Genomic DNA, 26,574 nt, shown 5'->3' with positions numbered 1-26,574 from the left:
AATAGGTTGATGCCTGATTTTGTTCGTCGACGTCTCGTCAGTGCCATCGCACTCTCACCCTGGTTGTTCGCTCTGCGGGCTGGCGCGCAAGGGCATGATTTGCAGCGTATCATTGCACTTGACTGGCTGCCAGTTGAACTGCTGATGACGCTCGGCGTTGCCCCGATGGGAGTCGCAGAAACTCATCATTATCGGCTGTGGGTGGAGCAACCCATGTTACCCAGCACAGTGGTAGACGTTGGGCTACGTACCGAGCCGAACCTTGAACTGTTAGTGCAGCTGCGGCCTTCGCTCATTCTTTATTCGCAGGGCTATGGCCCCTCGCCGGATAAACTTGCGCGTATTGCGCCCAGCCTCAGCGTTAGCTTTAATCAGAGCGGTGGTAAACCGCTGGCCAGCGCGCGCGAATCGCTGATTACCCTGGCGCAGCGGATTGGCGTAGAACCGCGTGCGCATCGTCATCTGGCGGTATTCGACACCTTTCTTGCCGCTATGCGCGCCCGACTGGCACCCTACAAAGGACGACCGCTGCTGCTGATGTCCCTGCTTGATCCTCGTCATGCTATTGTCTTCGGTAAAGGCAGCTTGTTTCTTGACGTGTTGAATGAACTGGGACTGACAAACGCCTGGCGGGGCGACACCAATATATGGGGTAGCGCAGTCGTGGGCCTCGAGCAACTGGCAACCATTAAAGACGCGGAGGCCATCTGTTTCGATCATGGGAATGCGCTGATGATGGAACAGGCCACTTCAACACCGTTGTGGCAATCCTTCGACTTTGTGCGCCGGCAGCGTTTTAAACGTGTCCCTGCCGTGTGGTTTTATGGCGCAACACTCTCAGCCACGCGCTTTTGCCATACGCTTCAACGGGCGCTGGAGGCGTAATGCATATTCCCAAGCGCTTTCCCGTTATGCTGCTCAGCCTGTTATTGGCATTGACGCTGGCCTTAACGTTTTATAATGCTCGCCAACAACTGCCTGTTTCTCAGTGGCTGTACGCTGCGCGTTACCCCGATCCCCTCCATATTGAGCAAATGGTTTTTCACTACAGCACGTTGCCGCGTATTGTTATTGCGTTGTTGGTGGGGGCGGGCTTAGGGCTGGCGGGATTACTGTTCCAGCAGGTGCTGCGTAACCCGCTTGCTGAACCGGCGACGCTGGGCGTGGCGTCTGGCGCGCAGTTAGGGATCACCATCGCAACGTTGTGGGCTGTGCCGGGGGGATTTTTTACCCAGCAGATGGCGGCAATGAGTGGTGCCGTTGTGGTCGGCGTGCTGGTGTTTGGCGTGGCATGGGGCAAGCGATTATCCCCTGTCACCTTAATACTCGCGGGTTTAGTGCTGAGTTTGTATTGCGGTGCGGTGAATCAAATTATTGCCATCTTCAATCACGACCAATTGCAAAACATGTTCCTGTGGAGCACGGGGGCACTGAACCAGCAGGACTGGCAGTCGGTCACCCGGCTGTGGCCGCGTCTGCTGATCGCGTTTTTACTGGCGTTGTTGCTGCTGCGCCCGCTGACGTTGATGGGGCTGGATGATGGCGTGGCAAAACATCTTGGACTGGCACTGGCGCTGTCGCGTTTTGCCGGACTGGCACTGGCGATTGTCCTCAGTGCGCAGGTGGTGAATGCGGTCGGCATCATCGGCTTTATCGGCCTGTTTGCGCCGCTGCTGGCGAGGATGCTGGGCGCGCGACGTTTGCTGAGTCGGATGTTGCTGGCACCGTTCATCGGATCGCTGCTGCTGTGGCTGGCAGACCAGAGCGTGATCGGACTGAGCCATCTTTGGCTTGAAATCTCAACCGGAACGGTAACGGCGATGATTGGCGCGCCACTGCTGCTGGGGTTACTGCCGCGACTGCGGGCTGGCTCGGTACCCCCGGCGATGAATCAGGGAGATCGTGTTCCCAATGAGCGTCACCATGTGCTGGCCTGGGTCGTGCTGGCGGTTGGTTTACTGCTGCTGCTCGCGCTGATGGCGCTCTCGCTGGGGCGCGATGCACAGGGTTGGGTATGGGCCAACGGTGAGTTATGGCATCAGCTCCTTCCCTGGCGCGCGCCGCGTCTGGCCGCGGCGCTTTGTGCCGGTATGATGTTGGGTGTGGCGGGGAGCGTGATACAACGGATGACCGGCAACCCTATGGCGAGCCCGGAAGTGTTGGGGATCAGTTCCGGTGCGGCTTTTGGTGTAGTGATGTTACTGTTTTTAGTCCCGGGGGATGCGTTTGTCTGGTTGCTGCCTGCCGGTAGCCTGGGTGCAGGGATCACGCTGCTGGTTATTATGCTGGTTGCTGGGCGGGGCGGTTTTTCACCGGAGAAAATGCTGCTGGCAGGCATGGGGCTGAACACCGCTTTTAATGCGTTATTAATGTTGTTGCTGGCGAGCGGCGATCCCCGAATGGGGGGCTTACTGACATGGATCTCGGGTTCAACTTATCATGTTGAGGGTGAGCAGGCGGTGAGAACAGCAATGATTACGCTGGTTCTGGTACTGTTGATTCCCCTAACCAGCCGCTGGCTAGCGATTCTCCCACTGGGGGGCGCAACGGCGCGTGCGGTGGGGATTGCCGTGACGCCATCTCGCCTGACACTGCTACTTTTGGTCGCGGCGCTGACCGCGACGGCAACGTTAACCGTCGGGCCGCTGAGTTTTGTTGGGTTACTGGCGCCGCATATGGCGCGCATGCTGGGTTTCAGACGTGCGTTGCCTCAGGGGGTTATTGCTGCGCTGCTGGGGGGCGGATTAATGGCCTTTGCCGACGGGTGCGGGCGGATGATCGCGTTTCCCGATCAGATTCCTGCCGGGTTAATGGCGACCTTCTTTGGCGCGCCCTGGTTCATTTATTTACTGCGTAGAACGCCCGGGAAATCGGATGGTTGATGAGATGGCGGTCTTATGCCGCCATCACTTTTCGTCAGTTACAGTTGTGCGAAACAGCGACGTGCGGCATCGACGGTACGCTGAATATCTTCCTCACTGTGTGCCAGTGACATGAAACCTGCTTCAAATGCGGAAGGGGCGAGATATATGCCTTCAGCCAGCATCAGGTGAAAGAACTTTTTGAAACGTTCGACATCACAGCGTGTCACATCAGTATAACTGGTTACGCTTTCTGCATCGGTAAAGAACAGCCCAAACATGCCGCCAACGTGGTTAACCACAAACGGAATATTTTCCGCTTTTGCTGCATTCAGCAGCCCTTCAGCCAGTTTTGTGGTCAGGCTGGTCAGCGTTTCATGCGTACCAGGCCGTGCAATTTCCGTCAGGCAGGCATAACCGGCCGCCATCGCGATAGGGTTACCGGACAGCGTGCCTGCCTGATAAACCGGACCGGTGGGGGCCAGTGCATTCATCACGTCTTCGCGGCCGCCAAACGCGCCAACCGGCATACCGCCGCCAATAATTTTACCCAGGCAGGTCAGATCCGGTTCAACATCGTAATACGCTTGCGCGCCCGCCAGTGCTACACGGAAGCCGGTCATCACTTCATCGATGATCAGTAACGCGCCGAACTCGTCGCACAATGCGCGTAGGCCAGGCAGGAAATCGGCATGTGGCAGAATGCAGTTCATATTACCGGCAACCGGTTCAACGATGATGCAGGCAATATCGTCCGGATATTGCTCGAAGGCCGCACGTACGGAACCCAGGTCGTTATAAGTACAGGTTAACGTATGTTTGGCGAAATCCGCAGGCACGCCGGGCGAGTTTGGCTGGCCGAGCGTTAAGGCACCGGATCCTGCTTTAACCAGCAAGCAGTCGGCATGGCCGTGATAGCAGCCCTCAAACTTAATGATTTTGTCACGATGTGTAAAACCACGCGCCAGACGAATGGCGCTCATGGTGGCTTCAGTACCGGAGTTAACCATGCGAACCTTATCCATCGTCGGGACCAGTTCACAGACCAGCGCGGCCATTTTGACTTCCATTTCGGTGGGCGCGCCAAAACTGAGACCGCGTTCAGCTGCCTCAATCACCGCGTTACGAATGGCGGGATGATTATGGCCCAGCACCATGGGGCCCCAGGAGCCGACGTAATCGACATAGGCTTTGCCATCTGCATCATAGAGATAGGCGCCATTCGCTCGCTCGATGAAAAGAGGTACGCCGCCAACCCCAGTAAATGCACGCACCGGAGAGTTAACGCCTCCGGGAATTAATTTCTGTGCCTGGGCGTACAGATTTTCAGACTTACTCATGGATCGGCTCCTGATCTGATGGTTTATTGGAAAAAACTTCACCATTCTATGGGAATATGTACGGGTGTTGGAAGGCAAGAAGCACGATTGATACGATTAGCAAAGATTTAATCCTTTAGCGGCGCACCATCGACGTATAATGAATCCGAGTGTCCCGGGTTATTTACAGGTGAAGCACAGGCTGCCAATACTTGATTGCTGTACCAGGGTATTAGATAATGAAACTATCTGTGCTCTCTATAATTCACGTTGCAGCAACGCTAACGCGCGTGCTGGTAGCTTGAAGTATGACGGGTATATGGTCGAGTATTGACCAACCGGGTCTGGGCCTGAACGCATTACTGGAGTATTGAAATGAGCGACGATGTAGCAGCACTGCCACTGCAATTTACTGATGCAGCAGCCAGCAAAGTAAAAAACCTGATCTCCGATGAAGAGAACCCGGATCTGAAATTACGGGTCTACATTACTGGTGGTGGCTGTAGCGGCTTCCAGTATGGTTTTACTTTTGATGACAAAATTAATGATGGCGATATGACCATCGAGAAGTCGGGTGTTTCGCTGGTGGTCGATCCGATGAGCTTGCAGTATCTGGTGGGTGGCTCGGTAGATTATACCGAAGGGCTTGAGGGCTCGCGCTTTATTGTGACGAATCCTAACGCTAAAACCACCTGCGGCTGTGGCTCATCCTTCAGTATTTAATGTTTTCCTCTGATCGTATGTCATTCGGTCAGAGGGGATCACCACTCCACGGTTACCAGCCGTCTCTCTTGCTTATTTACGGTGCCATGTAAAAGTACGCGCTGCGTGACTTTAGCCTGCATTGCGCCTTCCTTGCCACACGTAACCTGTGGCAGATCGGTTGTGGCGTTGTTCGGTATGCTTATCTGGCAAACCGGACTGATCGTTAGCCGGATGCTAATATTGCCGGTGATGCTTGCGGCCCAAAGATTGCCCACCATCAATAATCCTGAGGCCAGAATTATGGCTTTCATATCGTGATTTTCCCCGGAAGTTGCGTATGTCAGTGCACACTAAACGTGCGGCATACAAAGCACTTCATGCCGCAGTACCTGGTAGATAACGACATTTTTTCGGAATTCTTTAGTGCTGATGGGGGCATTATTTATCAGGCTGGAGTGCCTGACATAACTGCTTCGCTGCAAGCAGAATGCGTGGGCCGGGACGACTAAACCAGTCATCGTTAATCGCAATAATTGGTACGTTCAGCTGTGGTTGCCAGAACTGTTGTATGGCAGGCACGCGGGAAATTTCGCCGGTGATAACAATGACATCTGGATGGCGCATAAGCACCTGCTCACGACTAATTTGTGGCCAGGGGACGTGACCATCAGCGAAAATATTTTCACCGCCGCAAAGTTGTAAAACCTGGTTTTGCAGAGTGGCTTGTGCCGCGGTAAACAGCGGTTGCTGACCAAATTGCAGAAAAACGCGCTTACGCTGGGGAGTCTGATAGCGATTACGCAGCGCGGCCAGTTCTCGGGTCATTTCATCTGCGTGCTGTCGGGCTTGTTCGGGGTGCGGGCTCCAGGCCTGCAATTCACGTAACGAGGAAATCGTCGATTCAATGGTTACCGGATCCATCCAGACTATGTTGATGCCTAAGGATTGTAATTGATCAACCTGGCGTTGCGGGTTACCTCCGCGCCAGGCGATGACCACATCTGGTTTGAGGGCGATAATGCGTTCAATCTTAATACCTTGCCAGTTAGCCACGTGTTCAATGTTACGTGCCTGAGCCGGATAATCTGACCAGGCGCTGACACCAACCGGCGTGATGCCCGCAGCAAAGGCCAATTCGGTGATATGCGGCGACAAAGAAATAACGCGAGGAGCCGCTGACGTGCCGGTGGCAAACGCCAGCAGTAATGCGATAAACAGGGGTTTAAGCACGCAGAGACGTCAGCAAGGTTTCAACCATCAACGACGACTGTTGTGCAGCGACCACCAAAAACTCATCGAAGCTAAGATGAGACTGGCTATCTGCGACATCTGAGATAGCACGGATGACTACGAAAGGTGTATTAAACTGATGGCAGACGTGTGCGATTGCCGTTGCTTCCATTTCAACGGCAATCGCCGCCGGGAAGGTGCTGCGAATGTGTGCCAGTGGCTCGGCTCCATTAATAAAAGCATCGCCGCTGACCACTAATCCACGTACCGCATTGAGACCAAGCTGAGCAATGCAGGTTTCAGCCTCGTGAATAAGGCGTTTATCTGCAGAAAACGCCGCCGGGCAGCCGGCCATTTGGCCAGGTTCATACCCGAACGCGGTCACGTCAACATCGTGATAGCGAACTTCATCGGAAACGACAATATCACCCACCTTTAGCGTTGGCGCCAGGCCGCCCGCTGAACCGGTATTGATGACAAAATCGGGCTTACACAATTCCAGCAACAGTGCCGTACCCATTGCTGCAGAGACTTTACCGATGCCCGATTTTAGCAGAGCAACATCAACGCCGTTTAACGTTCCGGTATAAATTTCACATCCGGCCAGTGCCAGCGTTTGACGGTTTTCAATTTTGTCACGCAGCAGAGTCACTTCCTGCTCCATTGCGCCAATAATGCCTGCTTTCATAGAGATGCTCGCTAATGTTGTGGTATTAAACTGCGCTGTCATACTTCCAGCCATTGTATAGGGGGTACACAGATCGCCTACTGGCAAACGTTAACCAGCGCGTCTGAGCTATCTGTAACAACCTTGCTGTAACTTCAGTAACTTTGGGTGTAGTTTATCATGGTTACAGGGATAATCTTTCACGCAATGGCTGAGGATCGGTATGGCAGAGATAAATTTCAGGACGAAGATTAGCTTTCAGCGGCCCTGGCATAATCGTGATGAACCGCGGGACGAATATCATATTACTCGCCACTTCGAAAGCGATCGTGGCCGAATTATAAACTCTGCCGCGATACGGCGTTTACAGCAAAAAACGCAGGTTTTTCCGCTCGAACGTAATGCAGCCGTGCGTTCCCGCCTGACCCATTCCCTTGAAGTGCAACAAACGGGTCGCTATATCTCAAAAGAAATTATTGAGACACTTAAAAATAACGGTGGTTTGGAAAAATACGGCCTGACGGAATTTGCTGGTGCCTTTGAAAGCCTCGTCGAAATGGCTTGTTTACTGCACGATGTGGGCAACCCGCCCTTTGGTCATTTTGGCGAGTCAGCCATTAATGACTGGTTTGATGAAAATTTACCTGCCGAGCTCGTTGATCCCCAAGTGGGCGGGGTATTTACTGCCGAGGAACTGGCCGCATTTTCACAGCTGAATGCTATCATCCGCCAGGACCTGTGCCACTTTGAAGGAAATGCGCAGGCGATACGTCTGGTGCATACGCTTTTACAGCTTAATCTCACCTATTCTCAAGTTGCCTGTATTTTAAAATATACCGCTCCGGCTTGGTGGCAAGGGGACAAGCCTGCGGAATTTAGTACGTTAATGAAAAAACCTGGGTTTTATCTTTCTGAAAAAGAATATATTGCAGAGCTAAGAGCAGCGACAAATATTGACGAGCATCATCGTTTTCCACTGGTTTATATCATGGAGGCAGCTGATGATATTTCATATTGTATCGCTGATTTAGATGATGCCGTTGAAAAGGCTATTTTCAATGTTGATAATTTGTATGAGTTTCTGAAAGCGCAATGGGGGACCGTGAAAAACGGTGATGTCTTTGCCAGAACGGTGGGTTATGCCTGGAAGAGTGCGAATGATAACGAGCGCTTCAGGAGCAAGAGCGATCAATTTTTTATGTCATTACGCGTTAGTGTACAAAATATCTTAGTTTCTTACGCAGTTAAGCGCTTTATTGACAACCTTGATGCAATATATACCGGAAGCTTTAATCACGCTTTGCTTGAAGATGACGGCGATGAGGGACGGTTGCTGGCGATGTTTAAAGCCGTTGCGCGTAAATATGTATTTAATCATTCAGAGGTAGAGCAGCTTGAGCTGCAGGGATACCGCGTAATGAAAGGGTTACTGGATATTTATAAGCCGCTGCTGGACTTGAGCTACGAAGACTTTACTGCGCTGATGAACGAAGACTTTCTGAAAGGGCATCCAATTGAAACGCGACTCTTTCACAAATTGTCTGGTAAGCATCGGAAGGCTTATCAACAAAAAATGAGAAGCCTTAGCGTTGAACATAAATTTCAGCGTTTGTTATGGGAAAGGTATTATCGTGCCCGCCTGATGCAAGATTATATTAGCGGTATGACCGATCTGTATGCATGGGATGAGTATCGGCGGTTGATGGCCGTGGAATAAACCGAGTTTTGTAAAGACGGCGTATAAATTTTTACTTTTAATAAAAACGTTAGCATGAACTTCGCGCTAAAAATTTAATCTCATCTTACGACCACAGCAATGGTCCGCATCATAGTTCATATACGAGAAACCAACGAATGAAAAAAACAACGCTAGTATTGAGTGCGCTTGCGCTGAGCCTGGGAATGGCGATGAGTTCCGTGAGTGCCGTGGCTGCTGAAACAGCTTCTTCCTCAAACCAGCAGTTGCCAAGCCTGGCACCGATGCTGGAGAACGTTATGCCATCTGTTGTCAGCATTAACGTAGAGGGCAGTACGACAGTCAAAACATCGCGTGTACCGCAGCAATTCCAACAATTTTTTGGGGATAATTCTCCTTTCTGCCAGGAGGGATCACCTTTCCAGAGTTCCCCTTTATGTCAGGGTGGAGCTGGACAGGGCGGTGGTGATGATAGCCAGCAGCAAAAATTCCGTGCGCTGGGCTCGGGGGTGGTCATTGATGCTGCTAAAGGCTATGTCGTGACCAATAACCATGTGGTGGATAATGCGACTAAAATCCAGGTGCAGGTCAGCGACGGCAGCAAATATGAGGCGAAAGTAATCGGTAAAGATCCTCGCTCTGATATTGCCTTGATCCAGTTGCAGGATTTTAAAAACCTCACGGCAATTAAGATTGCGGACTCTGACGATCTCCGCGTCGGCGATTATACCGTAGCGATCGGCAACCCCTATGGGCTGGGAGAAACGGTGACGTCCGGGATTGTATCTGCTTTAGGCCGCAGTGGGCTAAACGTCGAAAATTATGAAAACTTTATACAGACTGATGCGGCGATTAACCGGGGGAATTCCGGCGGCGCGTTGGTTAACCTTAATGGTGAGCTGATCGGTATTAATACGGCCATTCTTGCACCGGACGGTGGCAATATTGGTATCGGATTTGCGATCCCAAGTAATATGGTAAAAAACCTGACCGGGCAAATGGTGGAATATGGCCAGGTCAAGCGCGGTGAACTGGGTATTATGGGGACCGAGCTGAACTCAGAGCTGGCCAAAGCGATGAAGGTTGATGCACAGCGTGGAGCGTTTGTAAGCCAGGTTCAACCACAGTCTTCTGCAGCGAAGGCCGGTATCAAAGCGGGCGATGTGATCGTTTCGCTTAATAACAAACCGATTTCCAGTTTTTCAGCGTTGAGGGCTCAGATTGGGACGCTACCTGTTGGCACGAAAATGGCGTTGGGCCTTATCCGTGATGGTAAACCGCTGACGGTGAACGTTGAACTGCAGCAAAGTGCACAGGGAAAGGTTGATTCTGGTGCTATCTATACCGGTATTGAAGGGGCCGATCTCAGCAATGTGGTGGCTAGCGGTCAGAAAGGTGTGAAGGTTGATAGCGTTAAACCTAACACGGCTGCAGCGCGTATTGGTCTGAAGAAAGATGACGTGATCCTTGGCGTCAATCAGCAGCCAGTTGCTAACCTGGGAGAGCTGCGTAAGATTCTGGATACGAAGCCTTCGGTATTGGCACTGAATATCCAGCGTGGTGATAGCTCAATTTATCTGGTTATGCAGTAATATGCTTCTCCGTGCCGGGTTCATTCCCGGCACGTTTCCTGCGTTTCAATCTCGTCTTCTCCTGAGGCCTTAAGAGCGTGTTACGGCCCTGATTATTCAGGCGTTCAATCTTGCGCTTTGCGGTATTCAAAACCTTCATCTATCACTGGGAAATTTGTGATTTTCCCCGCATTTTCACGAGTAGATATCGCGTGTTGTGCATTTGCACATGCCCAGAGGCATTCACGGGCGTATGCTGATGAGTCCGCTGTTTTGCAGGAGTAACTGATGCCCAACTATCATCTGAACACCCGTCTTGCTCAGGACATTGTTGCGCGCACCATGAAAATTATCGACAGCAATGTCAATGTGATGGATGCGCGAGGTCGTATTGTAGGCAGCGGCGACCGCGAACGTATCGGTGAATTGCACGAAGGTGCGTTACTGGTTTTATCACAGGCGCGCGTAGTGGATATTGATGATGCGGTGGCGAAGCATCTGCATGGCGTACGTCCTGGGGTAAACCTGCCGTTGCGAATCGACGGCGAAATTGTCGGGGTGATTGGCCTAACGGGGGATCCCCTGTCATTGCGACATTATGGCGAGCTGGTCTGTATGACTGCTGAGATGATGTTAGAGCAGGCGCGATTACTCCACATGCTGGCACAGGACAGTCGCTTACGTGAAGAGCTGGTATTGAACTTAATTCGTAGCGAAATACTATCTCCCGCGCTAACTGAATGGGCACAGCGATTGGGGATCGATCTCAACCAACCGCGTGTCGTTGCCGTTGTCGAAGTGGATAGCGGACAGTTAGGCGTGGAGAGCGCAATGTCTGAGCTACAGCAGCTACAAACACTACTGACCACTCCAGAGCGGGATAATCTGATCGCGATTGTCTCTTTAACTGAAATGGTGGTACTGAAGCCTGCGCTTAATACTCACGGGCGCTACGATCGTGACGATCATCAGCGCCGCGTTGAGCAACTGCTTTCACGGATGAAAGAGAGTGGTCATTTACGCATGCGTATCGCCTTGGGTAACTTTTTTACCGGACCGGGAAGTATTGCGCGTTCTTATCGTACCGCGCATACCACGATGGCGGTGGGAAAACAGCGTATGCCCGAGCAGCGTAGCTATTTTTATCAGGATCTGGTGCTGCCGGTACTGCTGGATAGCTTACGCGGCGGCTGGCAGGCGAATGAATTATCACGTCCGCTCGCTAAATTGAAATCGATGGACGGCAATGGCCTACTGCGACGTACGCTAATTGCGTGGTTCAGCCACAATGTGCAACCATCAGCCACTGCAAAGGCGTTATTTATTCATCGTAATACGCTGGAATATCGGCTGAATAAAATCTCGGAGCTGACGGGGCTTAATTTGGGTAATTTTGACGACAGACTGTTGTTGTATGTAGCACTGCAGCTTGATGACCAACCCTGATCCCCTTCATCTTTCAACGCGTGGCGGTGTTGGCTGCGCTCAGCCCCCCGAATCACTTACCGGCGTAAGCTCATCGGGCTGGCTTCGGCTTGCCGCCTTGCCACACGCTGAAATCTTTCGGGTATCCCTTCATCTCACAACGCGTGGCGGTGTTGGCTGCGCTCAGCCCCCCCGAATCACTTACCGGCGTAAGCTCATCGGGCTGGCTTCGGCTTGTCGCCTTGCCACAGGCTGAAATCTTTCGGGTATCCCTTCATCTCACGATGCGTGGCGGTGTTGGCTGCGCTCATCCCCCCGAATCACTTACCGGCGTAAGCTCATCGGGCTGGCTTCGGCTTGCCGCCTTGCCACACGCTGAAATCTTTAGGGTATCCCTTCATCTCACGATGCGTGGCGGTGTTGGCTGCGCTCAGCCCCCGAATTACTTACCGGCGTAAGCTCATCGGGCTGGCTTCGGCTTGCCGCCTTGCCACACGCTGAAATCTTTCGGGTATCCCTTCATCTCACGATGCGTGGCGGTGTTGGCTGCGCTCAGCCCCCCGAATCACTTACCGGCGTAAGCTCATCGGGCTGGCTTCATTTGTCAGGAATAAAGGCGTATTAACGGCCGTTGCGGGTTAATTTTTCCAGATCGGATTCAATTTCAGTGATCTTATTTGAAACGACTGATTCCAGATGGCGCAAGTCATCAAGAATCTTACGTTTCAAATCAACTTCGACTTGATCGCGCTGACAAATCTGATCTAATTCATCAATGACATAGCGCAGATTAGGGCTGATTTCCTGTACTTCTTTATAACCCTGACCAAAATTATCGGCGACTACAGTTTTACGCTGGCGTGGATATTTGAATTTCACACTTTTCGCGAAAAACTCGCCTTTATCTTTGCGGAAATAGATTTTCAGGATGTCATTATTGGCTTCCTGACGCAGGCTGTAACGATCGATATCATCGGGGTTAGAGATGCCTAAGCTCTTTAAATTGTCGTACATAACACGAGTTCCTTCGTAAGTTGGTGTCGATTCGGCTGTGCGTTGTGAATACTGCGTTGTGCAGTGCTCCAATCCTGATGAGATTGCTGCGCGCTTACGCCTTGTCTTCACGTAGCTCACTCCAGACTTAATGTGCATGATGCCACCATAAAGTCGCAAAGGGAGAAACCGTCGTAGAGATAATAATTAACTGGCGCGGATTATCGCCTTAAATGTGAACAAACGCACCTGTTAATTCGCCACGCGAAAAAGGTTTTATCGGAAGCCATGTAAAGAAAAAGTTACGGGCCACGGAAAGTGGCCCGAAGAGGATTAATCGATGGTGCGCAGCAGTTCGTTAATGCCTACTTTACCGCGTGTTTTCGCGTCAACTTTTTTAACGATAACTGCGCAGTATAAGCTGTAGCTACCGTCTTTTGATGGCAGATTACCTGATACCACGACAGAACCCGCAGGTACACGACCGTAGTGAACCTCACCGGTTTCTCGATCGTAAATCTTGGTGCTCTGACCGATGTAAACCCCCATCGAAATAACAGCACCTTCTTCAACAATCACCCCTTCAACGATTTCAGAACGCGCACCGATGAAGCAGTTATCTTCGATAATCGTGGGATTGGCCTGCAGCGGCTCCAGCACGCCTCCGATGCCTACACCACCAGAAAGATGCACATTTTTACCAATTTGTGCACAGGAGCCGACGGTTGCCCAGGTATCAACCATTGAACCTTCGTCAACGTAAGCACCAATGTTGACGTAAGAGGGCATTAATACGGTGTTACGAGCGATGAAAGCACCCTGACGCACGGCTGCGGGCGGCACAACACGAAAACCTTCCTTCTGAAAGCGAGCGGCATCATAGTCGCTAAATTTCATCGGCACTTTATCGAAATAGCGGCTCTCTGCACCCTCGATCACCTGGTTGTCATTGATACGAAAAGAGAGCAATACTGCCTTTTTCAGCCACTGGTGGGTGACCCACTGACCATCAATTTTATCGGCAACGCGTAGCGCTCCGCTGTCCAGATAGCTAATTACCTGGTTAACGGCTTCACGCGTTACCGTATCCACGTTGGCGGGCGTAATCTCGGCGCGACGCTCGAAAGCAGATTCGATAACAGATTGTAATTGTTGCATTAAATAGCATTCCTATCGTAAATCACCATCCATACCTGGGAGTGAATCCCATGCTGGCGGCTACGGCGCGAGGATATTGACCTCGGGCCCTGGAGGTTAAACAAATCAATTCGGGTCACACTTTATCGTTTGGATTCAGTGCCTCTGTCAACCGTTGTTGCAGTACTTCACGTAATTCTTCATCCAGTGCACGGCGATCGCTGTTGGCCAGAATAAAGAGATCCTCTACGCGTTCACCGATGGTGCTAATGCGTGCGCCATGCAGTGAAACGCCTAAATCAGCAAACACTTCCCCTACCCGAGCCAGCAAACCGGGCTGATCCAGTGCGACAAGTTCGAGCCAGGTCCGGCGTTCGTTATGTGAAGTCAAAAAACGCACTTCAGTATCGACGCTAAAATGCTTCAGTTTCGCTGACTGGCGGCGCATGCGCGGTGGCACCCAACGTGTTTGCGTAATCGCCTGCTCCAGCGCCTCGCAAATCATTTGGTGGCGATCGGGTGAGAGTGGGCTGCCATCCGGCTCCAGTACAATAAAGGTATCCATCGCCATACCATCACGGCTGGTAAAAATTTGTGCGTCATGCACGCTAAGGTTACGACGATCCAGTTCACCGGCGACGGTAGCAAACAGATAAGGTCGGTCAGGGCTCCAGATAAAAATCTCCGTACCGCCACGCGTCGCCTGTGGGCTAACCAGCACCAGCGGTTTTTTCAAATCGTGTTGCATCAGATGGCGTGCGTGCCAGGCTAACTGATTTGGTGTATGGCGTAGGAAATAGTCGGCACGACAGCGCCCCCAGATAAGGTGGAGCGCTTCCTCATCAATATTATCCATCCGTAGCAGCGCAAGTGCTTGCAGGCGATGGTGGCGGACGCGTTCGCGCAGGTCGGGACTATTTTCCATTCCCCGTCGCAGCTGTTTCTCAGTGGCAAAAAACAGTTCACGCAGCAGGCTCTGTTTCCAGCTATTCCACAGATTTCCATTGGTGGCACAAATATCGGCGACCGTTAAGCACACCAGATAGCGCAGATGATTTTCGTTCTGCATTATTTCAGCAAATTGTTGAATGACGGTAGGGTCCTGAATATCACGACGCTGCGCGGTAACCGACATGAGCAGATGGTGGCGGACTAACCAGGCGACCAACTGTGTTTCCCGGGAATTGAGTCCGTGCATTTCAGCGAATTCTAAGACGTCATGTGCGCCCAGGATTGAGTGATCGCCACCGCGACCCTTGGCGATATCGTGAAATAACGCTGCCATTAAGAGTAACTCGAGCTGCGGCAGGCGTGGCCAGAGTTCAACGCACAGGGGATGTTGAGGGCGTGTTTTTTCGTCGGCGAAGCTTTCGAGTTTTTGCAGCACGCGAATAGTGTGTTCATCTACGGTATAGGCATGAAACAGGTCAAATTGCATCTGCCCGACAATATTTCCCCACTGTGGCATATAGGCCCACAATACGCTGTGACGATGCATCGGGACCAGAGCACGACTTACAGCACCTGGATGGCGCAAAATAGCCATGAAGAGACGGCGCGCCTCAGGAATATTCACGAGGGGCTGCTTCAGATGACGGCGCGCATATCGCAGTTGACGCAACGTAGTGGAATAAATCCCCGTAATGGCAGGATTACGCACCATGGTATAGAACATGCGTAAAATGGCTTCTGGCTGCCGAGTGAAGAGTGTTTCGTCACGAAGATCGATAAGCGTACCGCGGAGCTGAAAATCGTTATCGATTGGTCGCGGCTTTTCATCGGCACCCAGCGCAAGAATAGCTTCATCAAACAGCTGTAATAGCATGTGATTCAATTCGCCAATACGATGGGTGACGCGGTAGAAGTCTTTCATCATGCGCTCAACGGGTGCATTTCCTTCCCCCTGATAACTCAGGCGCTGGGCAACGTTAAGCTGGCGATCAAACAGCAGACGATTATCGTAGCGATTCAAGGTTAAATGGAGAGCAAAGCGAATGCGCCATAAAACGCTTTGGCACTCGTTGATCTCATTGCGTTCCGCTTCGGTAAGAAAACCAAAACCGACCATCTCATTTAGCGAGGTAGCACCAAAATGGCGCCGTGCAACCCATAGCAAAGTATGGATATCACGTAATCCACCGGGACTACTTTTGATATCAGGTTCAAGGTTGTAACTGGTGCCATGGTAGCGTTTATGGCGTTCCTGTTGTTCTTCAATTTTGGCGGCAAAGAAGCGGGCTGAGGGCCAGAATCCGTCGCTGAACACATTTTTCTGCATTTCGAGGAAGAGTGCCACATCACCAATTAGCATGCGTGATTCAATCAGATTGGTGGCTATCGTGAGATCGGAAAGCCCTTCGAGCAGGCACTCCTCCAGCGTGCGAACGCTGTGACCTACCTCCAGTTTCAGATCCCACATCAACGTTAGCAGCTCACCCACTGACCTGGCTGCATCTTCGGCAAGCGGTTTACGACTCAGAACTAACACGTCAACATCCGAAAGGGGATGGAGTTCTCCGCGCCCATATCCACCGACGGCGACCAATGCAATATCGTTCATCCTATCGAAGCCATAGAAACGCCACAGGCGTCTGAGCAGCGCATCAATAAAATGCGTTCGTGCGTCAATCAGCGCTTCTACCGGTTCGCCCGCATCAAAAGCATGGCCGAGTTGGTGTTGGAACGCCTCAATATGCGGCTTCAACTGTTCGCGGGTCAGGTTTGTATCATCCCAGTCAATTGGCGACGTGGACAGGCGGTTCAGGGTTGCATCGGTCATCGGAACAACATTCTCCTGGTCTCTACGCGGGCGATAGGTTGTGCCCGTCAGCCATATCAGCATAAAAAAATCGGCGGGAAAAGCCCGATTACTTATACAAAGGTTGCAACGGTCTGGCTGCCACAGGTTAAGTGCATTTATACCCTAAATAATTCGGGTTGCATCAAGGCGGTGACGCAGCCCATTCCCGGGAGTTTACTGAAGTAAGTGACCGGGATGAGCGAGGAAAGCCAACGCAGAGGCAGCCTGAATTATTTAGGGTATATTCGCTCGCCAGCAGAATGGTGGCTGTTTCTGCCTTCGTGCAGGCGAACGACAAGGGGACGGCAGCCGCCCCGGTCTCTGTCGGCTTTCCCGCCGCTGCGCGGTTCCCTCACGTCTTCACGCATCCTGACGGACCGGGCGTGATTCGCTCCTGCTCAGCACGCTCTCTCGCCGCGTCCATGCGGCTCCTCCCGGAAGCGCTCATCCACTCGGCGCTACGGACGATGCTCCCCACACCTCACCATCGATTTCTTTGGTTTGTCTTTTTTGTCTTTTTATCTTTGTTTGGTGTTGAATTTGAGCTTTCAGAGACATCCATAGCGCTGAGGAAGGGAGACAAAGTCGTGCGAATCGCCAGGGAAGGCGATGAGAGGGAGCGCAGGGCCAGGGAGGGCGAATCGCGAGCGGCACGGCAATTTGGCTTTCTGACTAAGGAACCCGCGTCGCGGGCGGGAAGGCTGTCGAAAAGCGCGGGTGCTGGGCCGGCGCTGACCGGCCCAGCCTGGTCATTCGAAGGATGAGCGGAATGGCTTTTAGCCGTTAAAGCATCAGCCCGAGCCCGAGCAACCACCCCGGACCAGCCTGGTCATCTAAGATGAACGGTACCGCCTCTGGCGTGAACACTCAGTGGTAACTGGAGTGGAACGGCCATTGCCGTTAAGCCCTTAGCCTGACGGGTGCATCCCCCTGTTAGTCCTGGGCAATCAGATGCGCTTCGATCGTATCATCTTTACGCAACGTCAAAATCTCGCAACCGTTTTCAGTTACGGCAATAGTATGCTCATATTGCGCTGACAGGCTGCGATCTTTGGTTTTTACTGTCCAGCCATCTTTCATACTGCGAATACGATAATCCCCGGCGTTCACCATGGGTTCGATAGTGAATGTCATGCCGACTTGCAGCACCACGCCGCCATCATCGGCGTCATAATGTAAAACCTGTGGTTCTTCATGAAAGCCTTTACCAATACCGTGGCCACAGTATTCACGTACCACGGAAAAATCCTGCGCTTCCACGTACTTCTGAATCTCACGGCCCAGCGTACGCAGACGAATACCCGGTTTTACCATGCGCAGCGCCAGATAGAGGCTTTCCTGCGTTACGCGGCATAAACGTTCGCCCTGAATCGTTGGTTTACCGACAATGAACATTTTTGACGTATCGCCGTGATATTCATCTTTAATCACGGTTACATCGATATTGACGATATCACCGTCTTTGAGAATTTTGTCATCACTTGGAATACCGTGACAAACCACTTCGTTAACGGAAATACAAACGGATTTTGGAAAACCGTGATAGCCAAGGCAAGCGGAAATAGCCTGCTGTTTATTCACAATATAATCGTCACAAATACGATCCAGTTCGGCAGTCGTAATGCCAGGGACAACATGTGGCTCAATCATCTCCAGCACTTCGGCTGCAAGACGTCCAGCGACGCGCATCTTTTCGATCTCTTCAGGGGTTTTAATTGTAATAGCCATTAATTTTGTCCGCAGTTGCCGTCATTTTCGACAATAATAAAATAGTTGGTGCAATGTTAGCAGCCTGTTTTGGTACTGCCAAATGCAGATTGCGGCGTGCTCGCTGAACCAACAATTATTGGCGTCCTTTTCGTCTTTATGGTATAAAGCGCGCCGACGATTCTCTGTGCGGTATGTGTCGCACGAAGAGAACCGCATAAATCTCACTATGTGTAAATAACACACACGTATCGTCACATGCGCCGGGGTGCCTGCAGGATAATGCAAATGCAACGTCTGAAGGGTCGGCCGTATGGGATACGTGGAGGCTTAACCCCAAATAATCTATAGAGGTAATCATGGCAACTGTTTCCATGCGCGACATGCTCAAGGCTGGTGTTCACTTCGGTCACCAGACCCGTTACTGGAACCCAAAAATGAAGCCATTCATTTTCGGCGCACGTAACAAAGTTCACATCATCAACCTTGAAAAAACCGTACCAATGTTCAACCTGGCTCTGGCTGAACTGAACAAGATCTCTTCCCGTAAAGGTAAGATCCTGTTTGTTGGTACTAAACGCGCTGCAAGCGAAGCGGTAAAAGATGCTGCACTGAGCTGCGACCAGTTCTTCGTTAACCACCGCTGGTTAGGTGGCATGCTGACTAACTGGAAAACCGTTCGTCAGTCCATCAAACGTCTGAAAGATCTGGAAACTCAGTCCCAGGACGGTACCTTCGAGAAACTGACTAAGAAAGAAGCTCTGATGCGTGCTCGTGAGCTGGCCAAGCTGGAAAACAGCCTGGGCGGTATCAAAGATATGGGCGGTCTGCCGGATGCGCTGTTCGTTGTTGATGCCGATCACGAACATATCGCAATCAAAGAAGCAAACAACCTGGGTATCCCAGTGTTTTCTATCGTTGATACTAACTCCGATCCGGATGGCGTTGATTTCATTATCCCTGGTAATGACGATGCAATTCGTGCTGTAAGCCTGTACCTGACTGCAGTAGCGACTACCGTTCGCGAAGGTCGTTCTCAGGATCTGGCTCAGCAAGCTGAAGAAACCTTCGCTGAAGCTGAGTAATAAGGCTGATTAAAACCTGTCATACTCGTGTGTGGCAGGTTATAGCCCTTAGAACCAGATAAACCCGTTATATTTCAAGTTGCATGTGCGTTAGCTCTTGTATTCTGTCCGTTTCTTTAAGTAAGCGGTCGAAGGTTCGATGAGCTGTCGCTTTTCTGTAACCCGAATTATTTAGGGTATCGTATCTGTAAGGGGCCATCAGGGCCCCTTTATTTTTTAAAGTCTGCTTTGCCAGGCACATTGCCGGGCGGGGTAGCGTAAATCTTCTGCGAATTAAACTCTGTTTATGACGATCGTGCCGATGGTGATAAGCAAGTTCACAGTTAACCGAGGAATAAAGAATGGCTGAAATTACCGCTGCTCTGGTAAAAGACCTGCGCGAGCGCACTGGCGCTGGCATGATGGATTGTAAAAAAGCGCTGACCGAAGCGAATGGCGACATTGAACTGGCTATCGATAACATGCGTAAGTCTGGCCAGGCTAAAGCTGCTAAGAAAGCGGGCAACGTTGCTGCTGACGGTATCATTCTGACTAAAATCGACGGTAACTACGGTGTTATCCTTGAGCTGAACTGTCAGACTGACTTCGTAGCGAAAGATGCTGGCTTTAAAGCATTCGGTGACGAAGTGATTGCTGCCGCAGTGGCTGAGCGCATTACTGATATCGACGTGCTGAAAGCGAAATTCGAAGATCAGCGTGTAGCGCTGGTAGCGAAAATTGGTGAAAACATCAATATTCGTCGTATCTCTGTGCTGGAAGGCGATGTTCTGGGAAGTTACCTGCACGGTGTACGTATCGGTGTGCTGGTTTCTGCAACAGGCGCTGATGAAGAGCTGGTTAAACAGATCGCTATGCACATTGCTGCCAGCAAACCAGAATACGTTAAGCCTGAAGATGTTTCTGCAGACGTTGTTGCTCGTGAGCATCAGATCCAGCTGGATATCGCAATGCAGTCTGGCAAACCGCGTGAAATCGCCGAGAAAATGGTTGAAGGCCGCATGAAGAAGTTTACTGGCGAGGTTTCACTCACCGGTCAGAACTTTGTTATGGACCCAAGCAAAACCGTTGGTCAGTTGCTGAAAGAGAAAAACGCCGATGTCATTAACTTTATCCGCTTTGAAGTGGGTGAAGGCATTGAGAAAGTTGAAAGCGACTTCGCAGCAGAAGTTGCGGCCATGTCTAAGCAGTAATCATGGTCTGAAAGAGCCGCCGAATGGCGGTTCTTTTTTGTCCGTCAGTCGCGCAACGCATTTTCAGTCTCATCCCAATAGTAATTTGTTTTGGCTACATGGATGATACAGCAGATTTAACTCCTCCTTTTCGATGATAGCTTCCAGGAAAAAATGACCATGGCTACCAATGCAAAACCTGTATATCAACGTATCCTGCTAAAACTCAGTGGTGAAGCACTGCAAGGTGCCGAAGGTTTTGGTATCGACGCAAGCGTACTCGATCGCATGGCGCAAGAAGTAAAAGAGCTGGTCGAGCTGGGCATTCAGGTTGGTGTGGTGATCGGTGGTGGTAACCTTTTCCGTGGCGCTGGCTTGGCACAGGCTGGAATGAATCGCGTTGTAGGCGATCACATGGGAATGTTGGCAACCGTCATGAATGGACTTGCCATGCGCGACGCACTGCATCGTGCCTATGTGAATGCACGCTTAATGTCAGCTATCCCACTAAACGGCGTGTGTGATAACTACAGCTGGGCTGAAGCTATCAGTCAACTTCGCAATAATCGTGTCGTGATTTTCTCCGCCGGCACCGGTAACCCATTTTTTACCACTGATTCTGCTGCCTGTTTACGCGGTATTGAGATCGAAGCCGATGTGGTGCTAAAAGCGACGAAAGTTGATGGTGTTTACTCGGCAGATCCGGTGAAGAACCCGGATGCAACGCTTTACGAACAGATCAGCTACCAGGATGTACTGGAGCGTGAGCTGAAAGTGATGGATTTAGCCGCATTCACTCTGGCGCGTGATCACCAATTGCCAATTCGGGTGTTTAATATGAATAAGCCAGGGGCATTGCGTCGCGTTGTTATGGGTGAAAAAGAAGGCACGCTGATCACACACTGATATCAGCCGAGGCGTATACCCCGCCATAATGCAGACTGCAGGTTTCTCAGTCCCGACGTATAGTTTACCTGCTGTTTGGGACTTACCGGTTCGTGTCCTTAATGCAACATGCATTATTTAGGGTATAATCGACATTATTCAAACGGACCTTAGCGGGCTAAGGTCCGTCAAGCCAACCAGAATCCAAGGGTTCCAACGTGATTAACGACATCAGACAAGATGCTGAAACGCGCATGGATAAATGCGTGGAAGCATTCAAAAATCATATCAGTAAAATTCGCACTGGCCGCGCATCGCCTAGCATTCTCGACGGTATCATGGTTGAGTACTATGGTTCAGCAACGCCGCTGCGCCAGTTGGCTAGCGTAACGGTGGAAGACTCGCGGACGTTAAAAATCAACGTATTTGATCGCTCTATCAGCGCCGCCGTTGAAAAGGCTATTATGACATCCGACTTGGGGTTGAACCCAAGCTCTGCGGGTAGTGATATCCGTGTCCCTCTCCCGGCATTGACCGAAGAACGTCGTAAGGACCTGATCAAAATTGTGCGTGGTGAAGCTGAACAAGGTCGAGTTTCAGTGCGTAACGTTCGTCGTGATGCCAATGATAAAGTAAAGGCATTACTAAAAGATAAAGAGATCAGTGAAGATGAAGAACGTCGTTCACAGGATGATATCCAAAAAATGACAGATGTCTTCATTAAGAAAGTTGATGTTGCGCTTGCAGAGAAAGAAGCGGAATTGTTGGAGTTCTGATCATCCGACGAGCCGTCTAAACGCCGTACAGATTGCCATTGATGATAAATGGCGTATCGTGCGGCGTTTTGCATTTTGACGCGTAAATAAGTCGTATCACCTGTGTATTGGCTGAACGACACGGTAATTTGACCTTTGGACAAAGCAGCTCATGAAGCAATTGACGATCCTCGGCTCGACCGGCTCTGTCGGCAGCAGCACCCTTGCTGTGGTGCGCGAAAACCCCCATCTTTTTTCGGTTAAGGCACTGGTGGCGGGGCGTAATGTTGAGCTGATGGCGCAGCAGTGCCTCGCTTTCCGCCCCGCTTTGGCGGCGATGGCAGATGAAGCGTCCGCGCGGGCACTGCGGCTACGTCTGAAGGAGTTTAACCTCACTACAGAGGTACTGGCAGGCGAACAGGCTGCATGCGAGTTAGCGGCACTGGATGATGTGGATCAGGTTATGGCTGCTATTGTGGGAGCTGCGGGGTTGCTGCCTACGCTTTCGGCTATCCGCGCTGGCAAGACGGTACTGTTGGCGAATAAAGAGGCGCTGGTGACTTGTGGGCGTCTGTTTATGGATGCGGTAAGTAATGCGAAAGCGCAGTTGCTGCCGATTGACAGCGAGCACAATGCTATTTTTCAGAGTTTGCCTGCTTCCATCCAACAGCAGTTAGGATACGCTGACCTTACGGATAACGGTATTGATAGCGTTATTCTGACGGGGTCAGGTGGCCCGTTTCGTGAAATGCCTATGACAATGCTCGGTAGCGTCACGCCTGCTCAGGCATGTGCGCATCCGAACTGGTCAATGGGGCGTAAAATTTCTGTCGATTCAGCCACCATGATGAATAAAGGTTTGGAATACATTGAAGCCCGCTGGTTGTTTAATGCCACCGACGCGCAAATGGAAGTGATTTTACACCCGCAGTCGGTGATTCACTCCATGGTGCGCTACCGCGATGGTAGCGTTATTGCGCAGTTGGGGTCGCCTGATATGCGCACGCCTATCGCACACGCCATGGCCTGGCCTCAGCGCGTTAATGCTGGCGTTGCGCCATTGGATTTTAGTCGCATGGGGGCATTGACCTTTGCTGAGCCTGATTATGCGCGCTACCCCTGCCTGAAGCTGGCTATTGAAGCCTGTGAGCAAGGGCAGGCGGCGACCACATCGCTAAATGCAGCGAATGAGGTTGCCGTTGCTGCGTTCCTGAATGAGCAGATACGTTTTACCGATATTGCCGAGATTAATCAGGCGGTATTAGCGTCGCTATCCTGCACGGAACCACAAAGCGTGGAAGCGGTAATTGATATCGATCGGCAGGCGCGAACGCAGGCAGAGAACATGCTCTCTCGTTTTGCTCGGCATCGTTAGTTCAGCAATTTGCGGCACCGCCATTTGTGAGGTTAAGCCGTAAATGATATAGTTCGCGGCTCTCATTTAGCAGATGAAGCAGCCAGAACGGTAGAGCAGGCCGTGCACAGCACGGTTTTTTTATGGCCTTGCGGGCAAGTATTCAGAAACCGTCGTATTTCTGATTAAAGGAAATAATTACGCGTTATGTCGTCCCAAAATCAATTAAAAATCGATGACCAGCCTGGCACTGCTGGCCCACGGCATGTAGCCATCATTATGGATGGCAATGGTCGTTGGGCTAAAAATCAGGGCAAGTTACGCATTTCTGGACATAAAGCGGGAGTGAAATCGGTTCGTCGCGCCGTAAGTTTTGCCGTAAGTAATAAACTGGATGCCCTGACGCTTTATGCTTTCAGTAGCGAAAACTGGAACCGTCCGCCGCAGGAAGTCATGGCGTTGATGGAGCTTTTCATTTGGGCGCTGGATAGTGAAGTGAAAAGCCTGCATAAGCATAATGTTCGTTTACGGATTATTGGTGATATCAGTCGCTTTAATTCTCGTTTACAGGAGCGTATTCGCCGCGCAGAGGAACTTACTCAACAAAATAATGGACTAACGCTCAACATTGCCGCGAATTATGGCGGCCGTTGGGATATTATCCATGGCGTCAGACAAATTGCTGAACAGGTTCAGGAAGGATTACTCCGTCCCGATCAAATCGAAGAAGAGACGCTGACACCGTATCTCTGTCTTAATGAGCTGGCGCCAGTAGATCTGGTAATAAGGACCGGGGGAGAACATCGCATCAGTAACTTCCTGCTATGGCAAGTCGCCTATGCTGAGTTTTACTTTACTGATGTTCTTTGGCCTGATTTTGATGAACACGTTTTTGAAGGTGCAATGAATGCTTTTTCACACCGAGAGCGTCGATTTGGCGGCGCAGCACCTGGTGGCGTCTGAACGCACTGGGGGTAACCTTTGCTGAAGTCTCGTTTGATTACAGCGTTCATATTGATCCCTGTGGTGATCGCTGCTCTTTTTTTGCTGCCACCCGCAGGTTTCATGATTACTATTCTGGCTATATGTATGTTGGCTGCGTGGGAATGGGGGCAATTTGCCGGCTTCGCTTCTCACCAGCAACGTATTTGGCTCGCGGTTCTTTGTGGCCTGCTTCTCTCCATCATGTCATTTACACTGCCAGCCTGGCAGCATTCGGTCACTCTTCCCGTTATCAGCGGCTCGTTATGGGCATCGCTCGCCTGGTGGGTTGTAGCACTATTCATGGTACTCTCGTTCCCACGTTCAGCGGCCTTTTGGCGTGATTCTCGCGTGTTGCGCCTGGCGTTTGGTCTTCTCACTATCATCCCGTTTTTCTGGGGCATGGTGGCGCTACGCCAGTATCAGTACGAGTCCGATCATTTTGCCGGCTCCTGGTGGCTGCTGTATGTGATGTTTCTGGTATGGGGAGCAGACTCAGGTGCCTATATGTTTGGTCGCTTGTTTGGCAAGCACAAGCTGGCGCCTAAAGTGTCGCCGGGTAAAACATGGGAAGGTTTTGCCGGTGGCTTGTTGACCTCGGCGCTGATCTCCTTGCTGTTTGGCTTGTGGGCCCCGCTGGATATTCAGCCCGGTGTTTTACTGACCTGCTCGATTATGGCGGCGCTGGCATCGGTGCTGGGCGATCTGACCGAAAGTATGTTCAAGCGTGAGGCCGGAATTAAAGACAGTGGCAATTTAATTCCCGGACACGGTGGTATTTTGGACCGTATCGATAGCTTGACTGCAGCAGTGCCTGTTTTTGCCTGCCTGTTACTGCTCGTTTTCAGGACGCTTTAAAGGAATGCTATCGCTATGTTAAGCATACTCTGGAGTCTCGCAGCGTTTATCGTTGCGCTTGGCGTGCTGATTACCGTTCATGAATTCGGCCATTTTTGGGTGGCGCGGCGCTGCGGCGTAAAAGTTGAACGCTTTTCTATTGGTTTTGGCAAAGCGCTGTGGCGACGCCGTGATGCACAGGGAACTGAGTACGTTATTGCACTTATTCCGCTCGGTGGCTATGTCAAAATGCTTGATGAGCGTGTTGAGAGTGTGATGCCGGAATTACGGCACCAGGCGTTTAATAACAAAACGGTGCTGCAGCGCGCTTCGATTATTGCAGCTGGTCCTATTGCAAATTTCGTGTTTGCCATCTTCGCTTACTGGTTGGTTTTTATGCACGGCGTCCCAGGTGTTCGCCCGGTTGCCGGTGAAATAGTGAGCGGTTCGGTGGCGGCAGAGGCGCAAATTGCACCCGGTATGGAACTAAAAGCAGTAGACGGTATCGAAACGCCTGATTGGGATGCTGTGCGTATGGCGCTCGTCAGTAAAATTGGCGATGCAGAAACAACCCTGAGCGTAGCGCCTTTTGGTTCCTCCCAATTAAGCGAAAAACGGCTTAATTTACGCAACTGGCATTTTGAGCCCGATAAGCAGGATCCGGTGGTTGCTCTGGGCATCAAGCCTCGCGGCCCACAGATTGAAACGGTATTAGCAGAAGTGCAATCGGGTTCTGCAGCAAGCAAAGCAGGTTTGCATGCGGGCGACAGGATCGTTAAAGTCGATGGTCAATCGCTGGAACAGTGGCAAACTTTTGTGAACCTGGTGCGGGATAATCCAGGAAAGGCCATTGCATTAGACGTTGAGCGTCAGGGAGAATTGGTCAATATGACCTTGGTACCCCAGGCGAAGCCAGGTAATGACGCAGAGGGGTTTGCCGGTGTGATACCGCAGGTTATTCCTCTGTCTGACGAATACAAAACGGTACGTCAGTATGGTCCGTTCGCTGCTATTGGTGAGGCTGGGGGGAAAACCTGGCAACTGATGAAGCTGACGGTTGGCATGCTTGGCAAACTGATAACGGGTGATGTAAAGCTGAACAATCTGAGCGGGCCGATTTCGATCGCGCAGGGTGCCGGGATGTCAGCAGAATACGGTATGATTTACTACCTGATGTTTCTCGCTTTGATCAGTGTGAACCTGGGAATTATCAACCTGTTTCCATTACCGGTTTTAGATGGTGGACACCTGCTGTTTCTGGCGATTGAGAAAATCAAAGGGAAACCGGTGTCCGAGCGTGTTCAGGACTTCAGTTATCGCATCGGTTCTATCTTACTGGTGCTGTTAATGGGGCTTGCACTATTCAATGATTTCTCTCGCTTGTAGTAGCTGAATGG

General features: G+C 51.2%; 22 protein-coding genes. 14 read left to right on the top strand and 8 right to left on the bottom strand.

What is annotated here, in order from left to right; all coding sequences use genetic code 11:
• The first annotated feature begins 9 nt into the window (after positions 1-9).
• On the top strand, positions 10-885 hold the full coding sequence (gene fhuD, locus J1C60_RS14280) for a Fe(3+)-hydroxamate ABC transporter substrate-binding protein FhuD (protein ID WP_128179492.1): 876 nt from the start codon (positions 10-12) through the stop codon (positions 883-885).
• Positions 885-2,882: a Fe(3+)-hydroxamate ABC transporter permease FhuB gene (fhuB, locus tag J1C60_RS14275; protein WP_128179491.1), complete on the top strand. Its 1,998-nt coding sequence runs from the start codon at positions 885-887 to the stop codon at positions 2,880-2,882. The genes fhuD and fhuB overlap by 1 nt, the downstream gene beginning before the upstream one ends.
• A 38-nt stretch (positions 2,883-2,920) precedes the next feature.
• On the opposite strand, the gene hemL is transcribed toward fhuB, so the two are convergent.
• Positions 2,921-4,201 carry a glutamate-1-semialdehyde 2,1-aminomutase gene (gene hemL, locus J1C60_RS14270; protein ID WP_128179490.1) on the bottom strand — a complete coding sequence of 427 codons (1,281 nt, stop codon included), beginning with the start codon at positions 4,199-4,201 and terminating at the stop codon, positions 2,921-2,923.
• Between the two features lie 354 nt (positions 4,202-4,555).
• On the opposite strand from hemL, the gene erpA reads away from it, so the two are divergent.
• The gene (gene erpA / locus J1C60_RS14265) at positions 4,556-4,903 is read left to right on the top strand and encodes an iron-sulfur cluster insertion protein ErpA (protein ID WP_128179489.1); all 348 of its coding nucleotides are present in this window, start codon (positions 4,556-4,558) and stop codon (positions 4,901-4,903) included.
• Between the two features lie 38 nt (positions 4,904-4,941).
• On the opposite strand, the gene J1C60_RS14260 is transcribed toward erpA, so the two are convergent.
• The 3 genes from J1C60_RS14260 to mtnN all read right to left on the bottom strand — a co-directional run bounded on the left by J1C60_RS14260 (position 4,942) and on the right by mtnN (position 6,803).
• Positions 4,942-5,196 carry a fimbrial protein gene (locus J1C60_RS14260; protein WP_128179488.1) on the bottom strand — a complete coding sequence of 85 codons (255 nt, stop codon included), beginning with the start codon at positions 5,194-5,196 and terminating at the stop codon, positions 4,942-4,944.
• A gap of 127 nt (positions 5,197-5,323) precedes the next feature.
• Positions 5,324-6,115, bottom strand: coding sequence for a vitamin B12 ABC transporter substrate-binding protein BtuF (gene btuF / locus J1C60_RS14255; RefSeq protein WP_128179487.1), 792 nt, complete (start codon positions 6,113-6,115; stop codon positions 5,324-5,326).
• Positions 6,108-6,803: a 5'-methylthioadenosine/S-adenosylhomocysteine nucleosidase gene (mtnN, locus tag J1C60_RS14250; protein ID WP_128179589.1), complete on the bottom strand. Its 696-nt coding sequence runs from the start codon at positions 6,801-6,803 to the stop codon at positions 6,108-6,110. Before mtnN ends, btuF begins: the two co-directional genes overlap by 8 nt.
• Positions 6,804-7,005: 202 nt before the next feature.
• Between mtnN and dgt the strand changes: the two genes are divergently transcribed.
• The 3 genes from dgt to J1C60_RS14235 all read left to right on the top strand — a co-directional run bounded on the left by dgt (position 7,006) and on the right by J1C60_RS14235 (position 11,495).
• Positions 7,006-8,499, top strand: coding sequence for a dGTPase (gene dgt, locus J1C60_RS14245; RefSeq protein WP_128179486.1), 1,494 nt, complete (start codon positions 7,006-7,008; stop codon positions 8,497-8,499).
• A gap of 137 nt (positions 8,500-8,636) precedes the next feature.
• Positions 8,637-10,070 (top strand): serine endoprotease DegP, encoded by a 1,434-nt coding sequence (gene degP / locus J1C60_RS14240; RefSeq protein ID WP_128179485.1) that lies wholly within the window; start codon positions 8,637-8,639, stop codon positions 10,068-10,070.
• A gap of 267 nt (positions 10,071-10,337) precedes the next feature.
• The gene (locus J1C60_RS14235; protein WP_128179484.1) at positions 10,338-11,495 is read left to right on the top strand and encodes a CdaR family transcriptional regulator; all 1,158 of its coding nucleotides are present in this window, start codon (positions 10,338-10,340) and stop codon (positions 11,493-11,495) included.
• 600 nt (positions 11,496-12,095) lie between these two features.
• Here J1C60_RS14235 and J1C60_RS14230 read toward each other — a convergent pair.
• The 4 genes from J1C60_RS14230 to map all read right to left on the bottom strand — a co-directional run bounded on the left by J1C60_RS14230 (position 12,096) and on the right by map (position 18,132).
• Complete coding sequence (locus J1C60_RS14230) at positions 12,096-12,488, bottom strand: DUF3461 family protein (RefSeq protein ID WP_128179482.1); 393 nt, start codon at positions 12,486-12,488, stop codon at positions 12,096-12,098.
• A gap of 312 nt (positions 12,489-12,800) precedes the next feature.
• Positions 12,801-13,625, bottom strand: a complete 825-nt coding sequence (dapD, locus tag J1C60_RS14225; RefSeq protein WP_128179481.1) for a 2,3,4,5-tetrahydropyridine-2,6-dicarboxylate N-succinyltransferase — start codon at positions 13,623-13,625, stop codon at positions 12,801-12,803.
• Positions 13,626-13,740: 115 nt separating this feature from the next.
• Positions 13,741-16,383, bottom strand: coding sequence for a bifunctional uridylyltransferase/uridylyl-removing protein GlnD (gene glnD, locus J1C60_RS14220; protein WP_128179480.1), 2,643 nt, complete (start codon positions 16,381-16,383; stop codon positions 13,741-13,743).
• 954 nt (positions 16,384-17,337) lie between these two features.
• Complete coding sequence (gene map, locus J1C60_RS14215; RefSeq protein ID WP_128179478.1) at positions 17,338-18,132, bottom strand: type I methionyl aminopeptidase; 795 nt, start codon at positions 18,130-18,132, stop codon at positions 17,338-17,340.
• A gap of 338 nt (positions 18,133-18,470) precedes the next feature.
• Here map and rpsB point away from each other — a divergent pair, with 338 nt between their 5' ends.
• The 8 genes from rpsB to rseP all read left to right on the top strand — a co-directional run bounded on the left by rpsB (position 18,471) and on the right by rseP (position 26,563).
• On the top strand, positions 18,471-19,196 hold the full coding sequence (gene rpsB, locus J1C60_RS14210; protein WP_128179477.1) for a 30S ribosomal protein S2: 726 nt from the start codon (positions 18,471-18,473) through the stop codon (positions 19,194-19,196).
• Positions 19,197-19,537: 341 nt separating this feature from the next.
• Entirely contained in the window at positions 19,538-20,386 is an 849-nt protein-coding gene (tsf, locus tag J1C60_RS14205; protein WP_128179476.1) for a translation elongation factor Ts, read from the top strand.
• Between the two features lie 159 nt (positions 20,387-20,545).
• Complete coding sequence (gene pyrH, locus J1C60_RS14200) at positions 20,546-21,271, top strand: UMP kinase (RefSeq protein ID WP_128179475.1); 726 nt, start codon at positions 20,546-20,548, stop codon at positions 21,269-21,271.
• 197 nt (positions 21,272-21,468) lie between these two features.
• Positions 21,469-22,026: a ribosome recycling factor gene (frr, locus tag J1C60_RS14195; RefSeq protein ID WP_128179474.1), complete on the top strand. Its 558-nt coding sequence runs from the start codon at positions 21,469-21,471 to the stop codon at positions 22,024-22,026.
• Positions 22,027-22,177: 151 nt separating this feature from the next.
• Complete coding sequence (ispC, locus tag J1C60_RS14190) at positions 22,178-23,380, top strand: 1-deoxy-D-xylulose-5-phosphate reductoisomerase (RefSeq protein ID WP_128179473.1); 1,203 nt, start codon at positions 22,178-22,180, stop codon at positions 23,378-23,380.
• 186 nt (positions 23,381-23,566) lie between these two features.
• Positions 23,567-24,322, top strand: a complete 756-nt coding sequence (gene ispU / locus J1C60_RS14185; protein WP_128179472.1) for a (2E,6E)-farnesyl-diphosphate-specific ditrans,polycis-undecaprenyl-diphosphate synthase — start codon at positions 23,567-23,569, stop codon at positions 24,320-24,322.
• An 18-nt stretch (positions 24,323-24,340) separates the two neighbouring features.
• Positions 24,341-25,198 (top strand): phosphatidate cytidylyltransferase, encoded by an 858-nt coding sequence (gene cdsA, locus J1C60_RS14180; RefSeq protein ID WP_128179471.1) that lies wholly within the window; start codon positions 24,341-24,343, stop codon positions 25,196-25,198.
• Positions 25,199-25,213: 15 nt separating this feature from the next.
• Positions 25,214-26,563 (top strand): sigma E protease regulator RseP, encoded by a 1,350-nt coding sequence (gene rseP / locus J1C60_RS14175; protein WP_128179470.1) that lies wholly within the window; start codon positions 25,214-25,216, stop codon positions 26,561-26,563.
• Positions 26,564-26,574: the final 11 nt, after the last annotated feature.

Origin of the sequence: [Pantoea] beijingensis (assembly GCF_022647505.1) — a bacterium.
Lineage (GTDB): Bacteria > Pseudomonadota > Gammaproteobacteria > Enterobacterales > Enterobacteriaceae > Erwinia > Erwinia beijingensis.
Note: the sequence above shows the minus strand (reverse complement) of the source record. Positions and strands in the feature narration are given on the sequence as shown.

What these genes read in the sequence shown, in the direction of transcription:
- fhuD (WP_128179492.1), top strand. Translation starts at nt 10, where the DNA reads ATGCCTGATTTTGTTCGTCGACGTCTCGTCAGTGCCATCGCACTCTCA.
- fhuB (WP_128179491.1), top strand. Translation starts at nt 885, where the DNA reads ATGCATATTCCCAAGCGCTTTCCCGTTATGCTGCTCAGCCTGTTATTG.
- hemL (WP_128179490.1), bottom strand. Translation starts at nt 4,201, where the DNA reads ATGAGTAAGTCTGAAAATCTGTACGCCCAGGCACAGAAATTAATTCCC.
- erpA (WP_128179489.1), top strand. Translation starts at nt 4,556, where the DNA reads ATGAGCGACGATGTAGCAGCACTGCCACTGCAATTTACTGATGCAGCA.
- J1C60_RS14260 (WP_128179488.1), bottom strand. Translation starts at nt 5,196, where the DNA reads ATGAAAGCCATAATTCTGGCCTCAGGATTATTGATGGTGGGCAATCTT.
- mtnN (WP_128179589.1), bottom strand. Translation starts at nt 6,803, where the DNA reads ATGAAAGCAGGCATTATTGGCGCAATGGAGCAGGAAGTGACTCTGCTG.
- dgt (WP_128179486.1), top strand. Translation starts at nt 7,006, where the DNA reads ATGGCAGAGATAAATTTCAGGACGAAGATTAGCTTTCAGCGGCCCTGG.
- degP (WP_128179485.1), top strand. Translation starts at nt 8,637, where the DNA reads ATGAAAAAAACAACGCTAGTATTGAGTGCGCTTGCGCTGAGCCTGGGA.
- J1C60_RS14235 (WP_128179484.1), top strand. Translation starts at nt 10,338, where the DNA reads ATGCCCAACTATCATCTGAACACCCGTCTTGCTCAGGACATTGTTGCG.
- J1C60_RS14230 (WP_128179482.1), bottom strand. Translation starts at nt 12,488, where the DNA reads ATGTACGACAATTTAAAGAGCTTAGGCATCTCTAACCCCGATGATATC.
- dapD (WP_128179481.1), bottom strand. Translation starts at nt 13,625, where the DNA reads ATGCAACAATTACAATCTGTTATCGAATCTGCTTTCGAGCGTCGCGCC.
- glnD (WP_128179480.1), bottom strand. Translation starts at nt 16,383, where the DNA reads ATGACCGATGCAACCCTGAACCGCCTGTCCACGTCGCCAATTGACTGG.
- map (WP_128179478.1), bottom strand. Translation starts at nt 18,132, where the DNA reads ATGGCTATTACAATTAAAACCCCTGAAGAGATCGAAAAGATGCGCGTC.
- rpsB (WP_128179477.1), top strand. Translation starts at nt 18,471, where the DNA reads ATGGCAACTGTTTCCATGCGCGACATGCTCAAGGCTGGTGTTCACTTC.
- tsf (WP_128179476.1), top strand. Translation starts at nt 19,538, where the DNA reads ATGGCTGAAATTACCGCTGCTCTGGTAAAAGACCTGCGCGAGCGCACT.
- pyrH (WP_128179475.1), top strand. Translation starts at nt 20,546, where the DNA reads ATGGCTACCAATGCAAAACCTGTATATCAACGTATCCTGCTAAAACTC.
- ispC (WP_128179473.1), top strand. Translation starts at nt 22,178, where the DNA reads ATGAAGCAATTGACGATCCTCGGCTCGACCGGCTCTGTCGGCAGCAGC.
- ispU (WP_128179472.1), top strand. Translation starts at nt 23,567, where the DNA reads ATGTCGTCCCAAAATCAATTAAAAATCGATGACCAGCCTGGCACTGCT.
- rseP (WP_128179470.1), top strand. Translation starts at nt 25,214, where the DNA reads ATGTTAAGCATACTCTGGAGTCTCGCAGCGTTTATCGTTGCGCTTGGC.